Source organism: Vibrio profundi (genome assembly GCF_005281835.1).
Lineage (GTDB): Bacteria > Pseudomonadota > Gammaproteobacteria > Enterobacterales > Vibrionaceae > Vibrio > Vibrio profundi.
Genome location: NZ_RZIS01000003.1, coordinates 228,107 through 242,488, shown reverse-complemented (window position 1 = coordinate 242,488; position 14,382 = coordinate 228,107). Strand labels below are relative to the sequence as shown.

The following is a 14,382-nucleotide window of genomic DNA, read 5'->3' as shown; positions in this document are numbered from 1 at the left end:
TAAGAACTAGGGCAAGATAACTCCTTTCATAGACATTTAAACAAGCGCCCATAATGAAGCTCAGATTCCTCATTTTCATTGTATCCATTTGGACATTTACTTCTGCTGCTTCGCCTACATCCAATGAGTTTATGACTTGCGACAAAATGGCCGTTGCAACGCTAAAAAGTTGCTTGGAAAATAAAGGGAGTCAGTGCTGGGTAGAGTCTCAGACTAATTACGATTCTTGCCGCAAAGAAATCGCTCTTAAACACCAGCCAAACAAACAACGAATCCAAGCCGAAGCTAAATTCAAAAATAGTCTACAAAGCACGACTCAATAATCGAGTTCTACTTGATCCTACAATTGTACAGCGCCTTTTCTCTTCGTCACATTTAACCGCCATATCATTTTCGCTGTAACCAGACTCAGAATAAATGGCAGGGCTCTCTCCCTTTACCAAGAATTTACAATCACCTCACAATATACAACTTGACTCGTACATTGAGTTATAAGTAAATCAACTGGATAAAATGAAATTCATTGATTTTTAGTCAGATTGAAACCTACAGGCTCCCTCGAATCTGGCTAAAGTCATCCATGCGATAAGGAAATATATGAAAAAGGTTTTGTTTTGGACATTGTGTGCAATTAGCCCTACCGCATTGGGTAGTATCGGTATTGCAACCGAAACCTTTGAAGATAGGACTCGAAACCGAATCATTGAAGCCAAGGTATTCTACCCCACGGCCGCTAAAGCCAATATGCAGACCTTTGCCGAAAATGCAGCCTTCTATGGATTTAAAGCGATAGAAGATGCGCCACCCACCGGACGCAACCTACCCCTATATATTCTCGTTCATGGCACTTCGGGAAACTGGAAAAACCTGTCGTGGCTAGGAAGCCAATTGGCTGAAGAAGGCGCTTTGGTAATATCGGCCAACCACCCTAGCTACACCACCAGGCAAGCAACCCCAGAAAACGTAATACGCATGTGGGATCAACCCAAAGATGTTTCATTTATTATCGATCAAACCTTAAAAAATGCGTATTCACCCTTCGTTGATCCAACTAATATTACTGTTATTGGATACTCGCTTGGTGGGTACACTGCATTAGCGATGGCTGGAGCGCAGTTAGATATGAAAGGCTATCAAGATTATTGCAAACGAATGTCTGATAACTCTTGTCGCTATTTCAAAGACACTTTGGATGATTTAACCAAGGCTGACCTTTCCACTATGTCGCTCAGTTACAAAGATAACCGAGTCACCACAGCAATAGCGATCGCTCCCGGTTACATGCCAGCTGTCACCTCTCAGAGCCTAAAAGAGCTCTCTACAAAAACCGTCATTGTTGGCGCTGAATTTGACAAAACTATACCGCCTCAACTTCAGATTACGCCTTACCTAAAACAAAAGTCAGGCTATCTTCAATACAAAGAAGTAGAGGGCGCTTCTCATTTTAGTTTCATGCAAGACTGTAAACCGAAAGCTGTCTCGATATTGGCAGAAGAAGGCGCGGCGTTTGTCTGTCAAGAAGCGCCTAACGTTGAACGTGAGGCTATTCATCAGAAACTTGTGAAGATAATCACCCACAGCAATCGAATATAGGTAACAATGTCGATGTCACCTTTTGATTAAGGAATCCGGGGCATTTCTGAGGTTTCATAATGACTAATCTATAAAACTTGATAGCAAACACATCGGCAATTATTCGAGAGACAGTGAATGAATAAAGTCCTTCTGTACTTGGTATTATCAGTTTGGTGTATTCCTGCTTTTGCACAGGAGTGCATCGTGCTTTTACATGGCATGGCGCGCAGTGCAGATTCGATGAAAACAATGGCAAAGGAGCTCGAGGCCGAAGGCTATCAGGTCGTGAATTACGACTACCCATCAACAAGCTTCGAGATCGCTGAATTAGCTAACGTTCATGTCCCACTGGCTCTAGCACACTGTGAGAACACGGATACGGTCAACTTTGTCACGCACTCTCTTGGCGGAATTATCGTTCGCCAGTATCTTAGTACTCATACGCTGGATAACCTTGGCCGAGTGGTTATGCTCGCCCCTCCGAATCAAGGCAGTGAAGTCGTGGATACGCTAAGAGATATTCCCGTATTTGAATGGATAAACGGCCCTGCCGGATTGCAGCTAGGTACAGAGGATGAAAGCGTACCGAACACTTTAGGGCCTGTTAGTTATCCTGTAGGAGTCATCGCTGGCAGCTCCACCATGAATCCTCTGCTTTCGTTAATGCTGCCAAATCCTGACGATGGAAAAGTATCCGTAGAAAGAACCAAAGTAAAAGGCATGAGTGATCATATTGTCTTGCCTGTAACGCACACTTTTTTGATGAATGATCAAGCCGTCATTAAGCAAGTAAAGGCATTTTTAGAAACAGGAAAATTTGAGATAAAGTCACAGCTATAACGCTTTATAGCGCGCAATGCTGGACAAGTAACACCTTAACGGACAAGTCACTTATATAGGATGATTAAAGGTGAAGGATCGTATGGAACGAAAAGGGAAACTATTTTTCTTTTGTGGAAAAATGGGAGCGGGAAAATCAACACTTTCAAAAGAAATTGCTAAACAGAATAACGCGGTTTGTATTTCTGAAGACGAATGGCTGGCAGAGCATTATCCCGAACAGATCCAAACATTTGATGACTATTTGAAGTTGTCTCGCACGATAAAGCCTTTCATTAAATCGCATGTGCAAAACATTCTGTCTACTGGAACAAGCGTAGTCATGGACTTCCCTGCAAACACGATAAACCAAAGGTCATGGTTCAAATCATTGTGTGCTGATATTACATGTGAACACCAAATGTTCTATTTGGATCTCACCGACGAACAATGCTTGGCACATATCGCTTTGCGCCGAACACAACAACCGGAACGCAGCCACTTCGATACTGAAGAGGTTTTCCACCATGTTACCCAGTATTTTGAAATCCCGACCAATGCTGAAGAGCTTAATATAAAGAGCGTTAAACGCACTCATGAGCCTACAAATGGAGAATAAGGTGGATATCAGAGCCGGAACAATGTCTGATATTGAAAGTATCACCGACATATTCAATTACTACATTGAACACACCAACGCGCGGTTCGAAGAGAAGCCGCTGTCATACCAAGACCGGCAACAATGGTTTGCTCAATTCTCTGAAGGTTCCAAACATCAGATTTATGTCGCATTGGAACATAGTCGACTCATAGGATTTGCGTGTTCTCAACCTTATCGTGCTTGTTCAGCATTCGATGACACAGTAGAAGTTACCGTTTACTTGATGCCAGAAGCTGCAGGCAAAGGTTACGGAACCAAACTGTATTCACGTTTGTTCAGTGCTATAAAAGCTCAAGGTGTTCATCGAGCCCTTTCTGGCATAGCCCTTCCCAACCAAGCGTCCGTTACATTACATAAACACTTTGGTTTTCATGAAGTTGGCATTTTCGATGCCTACGCTAAAAAGAATGGCCAATACATTAGCTCGATGTGGCTTGAGAAAAAGTTTAACTGCTAACCTAGCATCACCAAACGTAGAGAATACGGAGAACCAATGGAATTGGTACAAGCAACAGCAGAAGAACATTGGAATATCGCTTCGACATTTTTATTAGAGACTGTCGAAAGATGCAATCGAAATAATACCCCGTTATGGACGCACGAGCAGGTGACAACGGAATCACTCAAGCAATCCTATGATTTTGAAGATCTATATCTACTTCAGGCGAATAATGTTCACGTAGGCAGTGTTTTCATCAGCTTTGGGAGCGATGCGTTTTGGCCCGATGAAGACACTCGTAACAGTACGTTTTTTCATAAACTGGCCATTGGTGATAAATATCATTCACGAGGCCTAGGACACCAAGCACTGAAGGCTATTCAGGATTTGGCGACGGCAAAAAAGTCTGAATGGTTACGCTGTGATTGTCATGGAGATCGCCCACGTTTAAGAGCATTTTACGAACGCTATGGTTTTGAACTGGTTGATAGAAAAGAGCGATTTAACTTTGACGTGGCACGCTATCAAATTTCCTTAGATTCTCACATATAGCATCAAACATTAGCCGTTTTTCCAATCACTTTAAACTCACCGATACACGGCAATATGTGAAAAACACAAACTCCAATACCTACCCGCGTTCTGCGGGTAAACTGGTCCCTTCCTCCCATATCTACTTACTCCGAATTTTCTTTTCACGAGCCACCAGCTAAAGCAAGCAACACGCATTCAATACAGCACAACTCACCGTTCAAATAACCAGCATATAGAGATAAAACTTTCGACCCATAAACATCACACCTCGAATCTTTACAAAATTTAATTAGCCCCCTAAACAATACTTAACCCCTTGTTTTAAATGACCATTAACCAAAACATCTCACTACAAATCTGCAACAAACCCAGAATATTAGTTTGAACTCTAATGAATAATCTGTCATTTTATAATTAACTGAACGTTCAATATAAAATAAAAGGATGATGAAATGCCCAAGGTTGGGATGCCTGATATACGTAAACCTCAGCTTGTTCAAGCTACTATGGCTGTCATAGATCGAGTGGGGTTACATGCCGCTAGCATTGCTTTGATCAGCAAAGAAGCGGGTGTATCAACCGGGATCATTAATCACTACTTCGGTGGAAAGCATGGTCTGCTTGAAGAAACCATGCGAGAAATCCTTCGTCAGCTATCTAACACCATTACCACTCAACTCAAAGCACTCCCAGAAGACGCTCACCACCAAAGGATCAATGCGATCATTAAAGGCAACTTTGAGGGTTACCAAGCTGAAAATAAGGTGGCAAAAACGTGGTTAGCATTTTGGTCTTATTCAATGCATGACCCACAGCTTAAGCGCTTGCAACGCGTCAATGAAAAGCGACTGCTTTCTCACTTACGTATTGAATTAAAAGCACTATTAGAACCAAAACAAGCAGAGCTAGTCGCACATGGTATCGCTTCTTTAATTGATGGGATCTGGTTGAGAGGGACTTTGAACCCCGACGGGATTAACGCGGCAAACGCACGCGCCATCATTAATGATTACCTAGACAAACAACTTACGTTTTATTCATGCCTTGCTAAGCAAGACTCAAATTAGTCATTCACTTAGGCCTGTTGGCCTCCATAACAATAATGAAGTCAGAACATCAAATGGAAATGAACTCGCTATACATCGACGGAAAAAGCCTTCCAGCTAGCTCTGGAGAAACCTTTACTAGTTTTAACCCTGCGAATGGCGAGCCCATCGCTATTCTCGGTCAAGCTTCACAAGCTGACGTCGAGAAAGCCATTGAATCAGCTAAGCGTGGATTCGCGGTTTGGTCAGCAATGTCTGCCGTTGAACGCAGCCGAATTCTACTTAAAGCGGTCGAGATACTTAGAGCACGAAACAATGACCTTGCTGCTCTTGAGGTTGTTGATACAGGTAAGCCGCTTCAAGAAGCGATTGAAGTCGATGTTGCATCAGGGGCTGACGTTATAGAGTACTTTGCAGGCCTTGCAGCGACTCTTCAAGGTGAACAACAACCACTAAGCGAATCACAGTTTTTCTATACTCGTCGTGAACCTCTGGGTATCTGTGCTGGTATAGGCGCTTGGAACTACCCAATTCAAATCGCAATGTGGAAATCAGCGCCTGCATTAGCCGCTGGCAATGTCATGATTTTCAAACCTTCTGAAGAGACCCCTCTAACAGCACTGAAACTTGCAGAAATTTTTACCGAAGCAGGTCTACCTGATGGTGTATTTAACATCGTTCAAGGGGATTACCGCGTAGGCCAAATGCTGACCGCTCACCCTGACATCGCGAAAGTCTCGTTTACTGGCGAAACTGGCACTGGTAAAGCGGTCATGGCTGATAGCGCGCAAACCTTAAAATCCGTCACTATGGAGCTTGGTGGTAAATCGCCAATGATCATTTTTGACGACGCTAAACTTGATGACGCCGTTTCTGCTTCAATGGTTGCCAACTTCTACACGCAAGGGGAAGTTTGCACCAACGGCACACGTGTTTACGTTCATGAAAACATCTACAACGACTTCATCGAGCAACTTAAAACGCGCACTGAAAAACTTGTTATTGGCAACCCAATGGATATGGACACACAAATTGGTGCCCTTATTTCCAAGGAACACCTATCTAAGGTGTTAAACGCCATTGAACAGGCCAAGCAATCGGGCGCTACCCTACTTACTGGCGGCTTCCAAGTCACCGACAAAGGCTTAGCCAACGGCAACTTTGTGGTTCCAACCGTATTCGTTGATTGTGACGACGAGATGCCACACGTTCAGCAAGAAATCTTTGGCCCTGTCATGTCAGTAATGAAGTTCACTGATGAAAACGATGTAATTCGCCGCGCTAACGACACCAAATACGGCCTAGCAGCTGGCGTATTCACTCAAAACTTATCGCGCGCTCATCGAGTGATTCACCAAATGCAGGCGGGTATTTGCTGGATAAACACTTGGGGCGACTCCCCTGCTGAAATGCCAGTTGGCGGCTATAAGCTTTCAGGAATTGGCAGAGAGAATGGCCCTGAGACTTTACTTCACTACACGCAAACCAAGAGCATTTTGATTGAGCTAGGCGATTACGCCAGCCCATACGCCTAAACCCCACGGAGATGACAGATATGGAACAACGCTACGATTATATTATCGTCGGCGCGGGTTCGGCCGGCTGCGTGTTAGCGGATAGGCTAACCGAAAGTGGCGAAAACAGCGTATTGCTATTAGAAGCTGGCGGCTCGGATAAGAGTATTTTTATTCAAATGCCGACAGCCCTTTCTTACCCGATGAACACCGAGAAATACGCATGGCAGTTTGAAACTCAGCAAGAAGATGGCCTTGACGGACGTCAGCTACACTGCCCTCGCGGTAAAGTTTTAGGCGGTAGCTCATCAATCAACGGCATGGTTTACGTACGTGGCCATGCGTGTGATTTCGATGAATGGGAAGAACAAGGCGCCCAAGGTTGGAACTACCAAGCATGCTTGCCTTACTTTCGTCGGGCAGAAACTTGGACTCAAGGTGAAAATACCTATCGCGGCGGCACTGGACCATTAGGTACATGTGGTGGTAACGACATGGCACTTAACCCACTTTATCAAGCATTCATTGATGCAGGTAAAGATGCAGGCTATCCCGAAACAGAAGACTACAACGGTTATCAGCAAGAAGGCTTCGGTGCAATGCATATGACAGTAGAAAAAGGCGTTCGCGCTTCTACTTCTAATGCGTACCTACGCCGAGCATTAAAACGTAGCAACCTGACATTAATGAAAGGCATCGTTGCGCGTAAAGTCCTGCTAAATGGCAATACCGCGACTGGCATCGAATTCGAAAAATCCGGCAACATTCAAAGTGCGTTTGCTAATAAGGAAGTGATTTCTTCAGCTGGATCTATTGGTTCAGTCCAATTACTGCAACTATCTGGTATTGGCCCTAAATCGGTACTGGATAATGCAGGTGTCGAGGTGAAGCATGACTTACCGGGCGTGGGCAAAAACCTACAAGACCACCTTGAAGTGTATTTCCAGTACCACTGTAAAGAACCGATCACTCTTAACAGCAAATTAGGCTTAGTCAGCAAAGGCTTGATAGGCGCGGAGTGGATTCTGACTCGCAAAGGGCTCGGAGCAACGAACCACTTCGAATCGTGCGCATTTATTCGCTCACGTAAAGGCCTCAAATGGCCGAACATTCAATATCACTTCTTACCAGCAGCGATGCGATACGATGGTCAAGCAGCTTTCGATGGTCACGGGTTCCAGGTTCATGTTGGCCCGAACAAACCAGAAAGCCGCGGTACCGTTGCGATCACCTCGCGCGATCCACACGCAAAACCACACATTCAATTCAACTACATCTCGACCGAGCAAGATAAGCAAGATTGGCGTGATTGTATCCGCTTAACTCGTGAAATCCTTTCTCAACCAGCGATGGATAAATATCGCGGTGAAGAAATACAACCGGGTGCGGATATCACTTCAGACGAAGCCATTGATCAGTGGGTTAAAGAAAACGTGGAAAGTGCTTATCACCCATCTTGCGGCTGCAAAATGGGCTCAGACAATGACTCACTTGCAGTACTTGACGAACAATGCCGAGTTCGAGGTATCAACAACTTACGTGTCGTTGATTCATCGATTTTCCCAACGATTCCAAATGGCAACCTAAACGCTCCTACCATTATGGTCGCTGAGCGCGCTTCGGATTTGATCTTAGGAAAACCATTATTAAAAGAGCAGGACGTGCCTGTTTGGATAGCGCCCGAGTGGGAAGAAAAGCAACGAATTAATACACCTGTGAGAGCGCTTAGCGACTCTTAAGCAAATAGCTCAATTGGCCGTGGATCTGATTACTCACGGTCGTCTGTATTAGAAATTTAACTAAGCAAGAAATAGAAGCAGCACAAATAAAAGTCAGCAGCGCTGTTACGAAACAGCTAAAGGAAAGATAAAAAGGACCCATTATGACTATCACTAAAAAGACGCTCGCGACACTAGCCATTAGTTCATTAGCATTCAACGCATACGCAAACCAATGTGAGAATGTACGTTTCGCTGATGTAGGTTGGACAGATATTACTGCGACTACTGCAGTAACAACAGAGCTTCTAAAAGGCCTTGGATACCAAACCAAAACAGACCTACTTTCTGTGCCAGTTACATACTCTTCAATGGCAAATGGCGACATTGATGTGTTCCTAGGCAACTGGATGCCAACCATGGAAGGCGACATCGCTAAATACCGTGAAGCAGGCACAGTTGAAACGGTACGCGCTAACTTAGAAGGCGCGAAATACACGCTAGCCGTTCCAAAATACGTCTACGACGCTGGTGTAAAAAGCTTCGCAGATCTAGCGAAACATGCCGACAAATTTAAAGACCGCATCTACGGCATTGAACCAGGTAACGATGGTAACCGTTTGATCCAATCTATGATCGATTCTGACGCATTTGGTCTAAAAGAATTTAGCTTAGTAGAGTCTAGTGAAGCTGGCATGGTGTCTCAAGTCTCGCGCGCGGCACGCCGTAACCAATGGATCGTTTACTTAGGCTGGGCTCCACACCCAATGAACAGCAACGTTGAAATGGAATATCTATCAGGCGGTGACGACTTCTTCGGCCCTAACTACGGCGGTGCAAATGTCTACACCAATGTGCGCTCTAACTACCTTTCTGAATGTCAAAACGTTGGCCAACTTCTACAGAACCTAGAGTTCAGCTTAGAAATGGAAAATGAGCTAATGGAAGCGATCCTTAACCAGAACGTAACTCCAGAAAAAGCTGCTCAGCAATGGATGAACAACAATCCACAACAAGTAGAAGCATGGTTAGACAACGTAAAAACCCTGCAAGGTGATTCTGCGACTCAAGCAATCACTGAATACCTGAAACAAGTAAAAGCTTAATTAAAAATATAAAGGTGGGCCAATAACGGCCCACCACTAATAAAAGGCAAAATTGTGAATTTTATTACGGACAACAAAATCCCTGTAGGTCAATGGATGGAAGCTGGTGTTGATTGGCTAACGATCAATGCAGCAGGCTTTTTCGATGCCATTTCAATCTTTCTAGAAACTGTAATTCTCTTTTTAGTCGATGTATTTAAATGGATGCCACCAGCATTACCAATCGTTATTACGGCAGCCCTTGCATGGTACTTACATCGCAAGCTGTCACTCGTTGTATTTGTAGTGGCTGCATTATTAACCATTCTAAACCTTGGCTACTGGCAAGAAATGCTGGAAACCTTTGTCCTCGTTTTTGCAGCGACAACGATTTCCGTATTAATTGGTGTTCCAGTAGGAATTATGGCGGCTCATCGCCCTTGGCTTTACACCCTGTTAAGGCCAATTCTCGATTTAATGCAAACCGTCCCTACGTTTGTATACCTGATCCCGACTCTCGTCTTATTCGGTTTAGGGATTGTTCCAGGCCTCATCTCGACCATTATTTTCGCGATTGCAGCACCGATTCGCTTAACGTACTTAGGTGTGACTAAAGTACCAGAAGAGTTAATTGAAGCTGGCAAAGCCTTCGGTGCGAGCCGAATGAAACTACTAGTAAAAGTAGAACTACCAGCCGCATTACCAAGCATCATGGCAGGTGTTACCCAGTGCATCATGCTATCGCTATCTATGGTCGTCATCGCGGCTTTGGTGGGTGCAGATGGCCTTGGCAAACCCGTTGTTCGAGCGCTCAACACTGTAAACATCTCTCAAGGGTTTGAGGCTGGCTTAGCTATCGTTCTTGTCGCAATTATTCTTGATCGCTTATGCAAAACACCAAATCAAAAGGAAGTCTAACTATGTCACATGAAAATAAAGTCATGGATGCGATTACCATAAAAGATCTCGATGTTGTATTTGGTGATAAAACAGAGCAAGCGTTAGTGCTATTGGATCAAGGGAAAACGCGTCAGGAAATCATTGATGAAACCGGACAAGTAGTTGGCGTCGATAACGTTTCGCTTACCGTTCAAGAAGGTGAAATATGCGTACTTATGGGCCTATCAGGCTCGGGGAAATCAAGTTTACTGCGCGCTGTAAACGGGTTGAACGAAATCAGCCGTGGAACACTGGCAATCAAAGATGGCGACAAACTTGTCGATTTAGGCGAACAATGCGACGAAGCGACTTTGCGCCATTTGCGCACGCACCGAGTGTCTATGGTATTCCAAAAGTTCGCCCTCATGCCTTGGCTCTCTGTTCTCGATAACGTGGCATTCGGCTTAGAAATGCAAGGCGTGGCTAAAAGTGTTCGCCGCGCAAAAGCACGAGAGCAGCTAGAAATGGTTGGCCTCGCAGAATGGGAATCTAAATTCCCACATGAACTATCTGGCGGCATGCAGCAACGTGTCGGGCTAGCGCGCGCATTTGCAATGGATACTGATATCTTGTTGATGGACGAACCTTTTTCAGCGCTAGATCCATTGATCCGAGCTCAGCTTCAAGATGAATTGCTAACGCTACAAAGTAAGCTGAACAAGACGATTTTGTTTGTCAGCCACGACTTAGATGAAGCATTAAAAATTGGCAACAACATTGCCATCATGGAATCAGGAAAACTCATTCAGCATGGTAAGCCTGAAGAAATCGTCTTAACCCCAAAAACCGAATACGTAAAAGATTTCGTCGCTCACACCAACCCGCTCAACGTGTTGAAGGGTCGTTCTTTGATGCAACCTGTCGCTTCACTCACCGAAGAGAATAAGAGCTGGAAAATCTGTGAAGCCAAAGACTTGTGGGTTAATCAGGATAACGGTGCACTTAGCCTAAAAGGCGAACCAAGCCTCACACTCGTGCAATGGCAAGAATCCGATGACCTTGCCACAATCGACGAGTCAACGCTTGTGATCGCCAGTCCTGAAATTGGTATGCGAGACGCTATCAAGTTGAAGCGATTAAGCAATCACCCAATTTTGTTAGTAGAAAATAATCAATTGGTCGGCATTTTAGATAACAGTGAATTTTACAACGCTCTTGTTGGGGGTTTTCAGTTAACTAACGCGGCGTAAGGCCAATATACACAAGGGATGTGAAGTGGTGGTGACCTGGCAAAATCGTCTATTTACACTGCGCTTCACATACACCCCGTTTATCATATTTGGTGTAACACATATCCATATACCCCAAATAAGAGCAACTATTGTTCAATCTCACTCGTTCCATCGAGTTTTCTGAATTAGAAAAGATTGAGAATAGTAGGAACATCAGTACAATGCGGAAAAAATAAATATGTAATCTATCTATTTACAGCGCCTCTCCTACTTCAAGCGCTGTAAAGTCACTCTACAGTGCATTTATACGAAGGTCTGCATCTTGGAAAAACATGAAGAAGTTCTCGTCGCAATTCGACAGATTATTCGAGCTATCGATTTACATTCGAAAAAGCTAAGCAAAGAATATGGTTTGACTGGTCCTCAACTGATCCTGATGAGGGCAATCCAAGAAATGCATAATGTCACAATCAAAGAATTGTCTAACCACACCAATGTTAGTCAAGCCACCACGACCACGATCATCGACCGTTTAGAGCAAAATGGTTACGTAAAACGTGTCCGTAGTGAATCTGATCGCCGTAAAGTTCACGCGAACCTAACGGAAAAAGGCCAAGAACTTCTAAGTAATGCGCCGCTCCCTCTTCAAGATAACTTTGTTAACAAATTCCAGAATTTGGAAGCGTGGGAGCAAAGTTTACTGCTTTCTTCAATGCAGCGAGTCTCTTCTATGATGAACGCAGAAGACATTGATGCCGCACCTGTTCTGCAACTTGAGAGCATCGCAAAAACTTAAAACTGAATAGGCTAACCGCCCCTTATAACGGTTGTTAGTACGCATTCTCCCTTGGTATTGCTTACGCTTTGGGCGTTATTTTGAGCCATACCAACGGCAAAATGCGAGAAATACCATCTAGCTACAGTCAATCAATGAAATGGTCCCCACCATTTTCTCCGGTGCTCTATTCTTAATAGAGAGACATGCTGTAGCTGCGTAACAAGTAAAACCAAAGAGTATTGAATACATGAACAACGAAAACGACGTAATTGATAACCTAGAAGACTTAGAACAATTCCTAATTTCTGTAGAAAATGGCGGATTCGGCCTACAGGGTGTTGAAGGTATTGGTATGGCGACAAACAACTCGGATGGACGCCACTTCGTCGCGGTTTTTGACGGCAGCAACAAATTACTGTTAGCTCGTTGGGTAACCCAAGAAGTATTCGAAACGGGCAAAGACCTTGTTCGAAACGGGCCTAAGCGTCACTAAAATCGAAACGGCTCTAAGCCATAAATAGTCAAAAGCCCGCTCGTTAGCGGGCTTTATTATTGTTCAAAAGTTGAATTCGGTTATTTGGGCGATACATGTTGACCAAATTGCCTAATAACATAATCGCCCCACCTATAAGCAAACTCATTTCAAACCCTTCAGCGTAAAACACCACTCCAATAATCGCGATAACAGGTAAGCGTAAAAAGTCCAACGTTACCACCAGTGTGACCTCTGCATTTTGCATTGCCTTAGCCATACAGTAATGCGCTGTCAGGGAAGAAACACCGATAATACTGACCCAAAGCCACTCAATACCGTTTGGTATTGCCCAATTGCCTAACGCCAAGGCAAAAGCAATCGGGAGTTGAATCAAACACATCTGAAACAAAATCGTCAGAGGATCTTCAGTGACCGATAGCGCTTTAGTACAGGTGTGAGCAATCGCATAACAAATAGCCGCCACTAATACGGTAAGTGAGGCCACATCTACGATTTCTATGCCCGGTTTCACGATTACAATAACGCCTATTAACCCAAGCGTTATTGAGAGTACTTTCTTTAGAGTGATTGACTCTTTAAGAAAGACACAAGCAATAAGGGCCGTCCAAACCGGGACAGTAAACTCAATGGCGAACACTTCTGCCAACGGCAATATTCCTATTCCAACTATCCAGCCATATTGACCGCCGAGGTGAAATACATTGCGGAAAGTATGCAAGCCAAGACGTTGAGTAGTGATGAGATTTCGCTTTCCAGAAAAGATAATGACCAGAGTGATCACAGCTAGCCCAATAACACTGCGAAAAAACAGAATTTGGAACGTGTCCACTAAACCGCTTAGCTCTCTCGCGCCAATGGCCATTAAACAGAATGACGCCAATGCTCCCATCATCCAACTGGCGGCATAAAGTGCGTTAGGCGTGCCTATCATTTTCGTCATTACTTAATGTGCATACGCTTTGAAAGGCGTTAAATCGATTGATTCAATCTCGCAGACGGCTTCTATCGTTGGATGACTGCTCAACCGATTTAGATAAGCCGCTAAATGGTGAAATGACAGCGGCGATCGCGTAATCGGCAACGACCATTCCGCTAACATAAACAAAAAGAAATCGCAGGCAGTGAGTTGGTCGCCAAGCAAATAATGATTTGTTGCCAGTTGATCATTAATGACCGAAAGTGCTTCGGCAATACGATCATCTTGCGCTTCAATAACACTCGGAATTGTACTACCGTCTTTAGTATGGCGATGAGGATAATAGCGAACCATGAGCTCCGCTTGTAAAGTGTTGTTTAAGTAGGCTAACCATTGAAAGAAAGTCGGTCTATCCCTATCACCAAGTTCAGGAATCAATTCATATTCAGGGTGGGACTCACACAAATGAATACAAATCGCTGAACTTTCAAATAACGGCCTCCCTTGATCCACTAGCGTAGGAATGCGCCCAGCGGGGTTCAGTTTTAGATAATCTGCTGATTTCTGAGCATTCGACTTTTTGTCGACCAACAACAGTTCATAGTCTAACTGCATATAGTGCAATAAAAAGTGTGGCGCTAGACTGGCGTTATTCGGGTAATAGTAAAGTTGATACAAGGCGATCCCTTC

General features: G+C 44.2%; 16 protein-coding genes. 14 read left to right on the top strand and 2 right to left on the bottom strand.

Translation table 11 applies throughout. The features are described from left to right. Positions 1 to 53 precede the first annotated feature (53 nt). The 14 genes from ELZ11_RS09875 to ELZ11_RS09810 all read left to right on the top strand — a co-directional run bounded on the left by ELZ11_RS09875 (position 54) and on the right by ELZ11_RS09810 (position 12,773). Positions 54 to 323, top strand: coding sequence for a hypothetical protein (locus ELZ11_RS09875; RefSeq protein WP_137357238.1), 270 nt, complete (start codon positions 54 to 56; stop codon positions 321 to 323). 274 nt (positions 324 to 597) lie between these two features. Further along, positions 598 to 1,593 (top strand): alpha/beta hydrolase family protein, encoded by a 996-nt coding sequence (locus ELZ11_RS09870; RefSeq protein ID WP_137357237.1) that lies wholly within the window; start codon positions 598 to 600, stop codon positions 1,591 to 1,593. Positions 1,594 to 1,710: 117 nt separating this feature from the next. Then, positions 1,711 to 2,415, top strand: coding sequence for an esterase/lipase family protein (locus tag ELZ11_RS09865; protein ID WP_137357236.1), 705 nt, complete (start codon positions 1,711 to 1,713; stop codon positions 2,413 to 2,415). Between the two features lie 82 nt (positions 2,416 to 2,497). Beyond that, the gene (locus ELZ11_RS09860; RefSeq protein WP_137357235.1) at positions 2,498 to 3,013 is read left to right on the top strand and encodes a P-loop nucleotide/nucleoside kinase family protein; all 516 of its coding nucleotides are present in this window, start codon (positions 2,498 to 2,500) and stop codon (positions 3,011 to 3,013) included. Position 3,014: 1 nt separating this feature from the next. Beyond that, the gene (locus ELZ11_RS09855) at positions 3,015 to 3,512 is read left to right on the top strand and encodes a GNAT family N-acetyltransferase (protein ID WP_137357234.1); all 498 of its coding nucleotides are present in this window, start codon (positions 3,015 to 3,017) and stop codon (positions 3,510 to 3,512) included. Between the two features lie 36 nt (positions 3,513 to 3,548). Then, positions 3,549 to 4,046 carry a GNAT family N-acetyltransferase gene (locus ELZ11_RS09850; RefSeq protein WP_137357233.1) on the top strand — a complete coding sequence of 166 codons (498 nt, stop codon included), beginning with the start codon at positions 3,549 to 3,551 and terminating at the stop codon, positions 4,044 to 4,046. 434 nt (positions 4,047 to 4,480) lie between these two features. Next, positions 4,481 to 5,095 (top strand): transcriptional regulator BetI, encoded by a 615-nt coding sequence (gene betI, locus ELZ11_RS09845; protein ID WP_137357232.1) that lies wholly within the window; start codon positions 4,481 to 4,483, stop codon positions 5,093 to 5,095. Between the two features lie 53 nt (positions 5,096 to 5,148). Further along, positions 5,149 to 6,609 carry a betaine-aldehyde dehydrogenase gene (betB, locus tag ELZ11_RS09840; protein WP_137357231.1) on the top strand — a complete coding sequence of 487 codons (1,461 nt, stop codon included), beginning with the start codon at positions 5,149 to 5,151 and terminating at the stop codon, positions 6,607 to 6,609. 20 nt (positions 6,610 to 6,629) lie between these two features. Further along, positions 6,630 to 8,327, top strand: a complete 1,698-nt coding sequence (gene betA / locus ELZ11_RS09835; RefSeq protein ID WP_137357230.1) for a choline dehydrogenase — start codon at positions 6,630 to 6,632, stop codon at positions 8,325 to 8,327. 143 nt (positions 8,328 to 8,470) lie between these two features. After that, positions 8,471 to 9,412, top strand: a complete 942-nt coding sequence (locus tag ELZ11_RS09830) for a choline ABC transporter substrate-binding protein (RefSeq protein WP_137357229.1) — start codon at positions 8,471 to 8,473, stop codon at positions 9,410 to 9,412. 54 nt (positions 9,413 to 9,466) lie between these two features. Beyond that, a complete protein-coding gene (gene choW / locus ELZ11_RS09825) occupies positions 9,467 to 10,309 on the top strand; it encodes a choline ABC transporter permease subunit (RefSeq protein WP_137357228.1) in 843 nt (280 codons plus the stop codon). A gap of 2 nt (positions 10,310 to 10,311) precedes the next feature. Then, the gene (gene choV, locus ELZ11_RS09820) at positions 10,312 to 11,520 is read left to right on the top strand and encodes a choline ABC transporter ATP-binding protein (RefSeq protein WP_374939812.1); all 1,209 of its coding nucleotides are present in this window, start codon (positions 10,312 to 10,314) and stop codon (positions 11,518 to 11,520) included. 304 nt (positions 11,521 to 11,824) lie between these two features. Continuing rightward, entirely contained in the window at positions 11,825 to 12,298 is a 474-nt protein-coding gene (locus ELZ11_RS09815; RefSeq protein WP_137357227.1) for a MarR family winged helix-turn-helix transcriptional regulator, read from the top strand. 229 nt (positions 12,299 to 12,527) lie between these two features. Continuing rightward, a complete protein-coding gene (locus ELZ11_RS09810) occupies positions 12,528 to 12,773 on the top strand; it encodes a hypothetical protein (protein WP_137357226.1) in 246 nt (81 codons plus the stop codon). Positions 12,774 to 12,816: 43 nt separating this feature from the next. Here ELZ11_RS09810 and ELZ11_RS09805 read toward each other — a convergent pair whose 3' ends face one another. Together ELZ11_RS09805 and ELZ11_RS09800 are read right to left on the bottom strand one after the other, a co-directional pair. After that, complete coding sequence (locus ELZ11_RS09805) at positions 12,817 to 13,707, bottom strand: DMT family transporter (RefSeq protein ID WP_244291647.1); 891 nt, start codon at positions 13,705 to 13,707, stop codon at positions 12,817 to 12,819. Positions 13,708 to 13,719: 12 nt separating this feature from the next. Next, on the bottom strand, positions 13,720 to 14,370 hold the full coding sequence (locus tag ELZ11_RS09800; RefSeq protein WP_137357225.1) for a glutathione S-transferase family protein: 651 nt from the start codon (positions 14,368 to 14,370) through the stop codon (positions 13,720 to 13,722). Positions 14,371 to 14,382: the final 12 nt, after the last annotated feature.

Excerpts from the sequence above, each read along its gene's own strand:
- ELZ11_RS09805 (WP_244291647.1), bottom strand. The coding sequence starts at position 13,707 with ATGATAGGCACGCCTAACGCACTTTATGCCGCCAGTTGGATGATGGGA.
- choV (WP_374939812.1), top strand. The coding sequence starts at position 10,312 with ATGTCACATGAAAATAAAGTCATGGATGCGATTACCATAAAAGATCTC.
- betI (WP_137357232.1), top strand. The coding sequence starts at position 4,481 with ATGCCCAAGGTTGGGATGCCTGATATACGTAAACCTCAGCTTGTTCAA.
- betB (WP_137357231.1), top strand. The coding sequence starts at position 5,149 with ATGGAAATGAACTCGCTATACATCGACGGAAAAAGCCTTCCAGCTAGC.
- ELZ11_RS09810 (WP_137357226.1), top strand. The coding sequence starts at position 12,528 with ATGAACAACGAAAACGACGTAATTGATAACCTAGAAGACTTAGAACAA.
- ELZ11_RS09860 (WP_137357235.1), top strand. The coding sequence starts at position 2,498 with ATGGAACGAAAAGGGAAACTATTTTTCTTTTGTGGAAAAATGGGAGCG.
- ELZ11_RS09865 (WP_137357236.1), top strand. The coding sequence starts at position 1,711 with ATGAATAAAGTCCTTCTGTACTTGGTATTATCAGTTTGGTGTATTCCT.
- ELZ11_RS09850 (WP_137357233.1), top strand. The coding sequence starts at position 3,549 with ATGGAATTGGTACAAGCAACAGCAGAAGAACATTGGAATATCGCTTCG.
- ELZ11_RS09875 (WP_137357238.1), top strand. The coding sequence starts at position 54 with ATGAAGCTCAGATTCCTCATTTTCATTGTATCCATTTGGACATTTACT.
- betA (WP_137357230.1), top strand. The coding sequence starts at position 6,630 with ATGGAACAACGCTACGATTATATTATCGTCGGCGCGGGTTCGGCCGGC.
- ELZ11_RS09830 (WP_137357229.1), top strand. The coding sequence starts at position 8,471 with ATGACTATCACTAAAAAGACGCTCGCGACACTAGCCATTAGTTCATTA.
- ELZ11_RS09870 (WP_137357237.1), top strand. The coding sequence starts at position 598 with ATGAAAAAGGTTTTGTTTTGGACATTGTGTGCAATTAGCCCTACCGCA.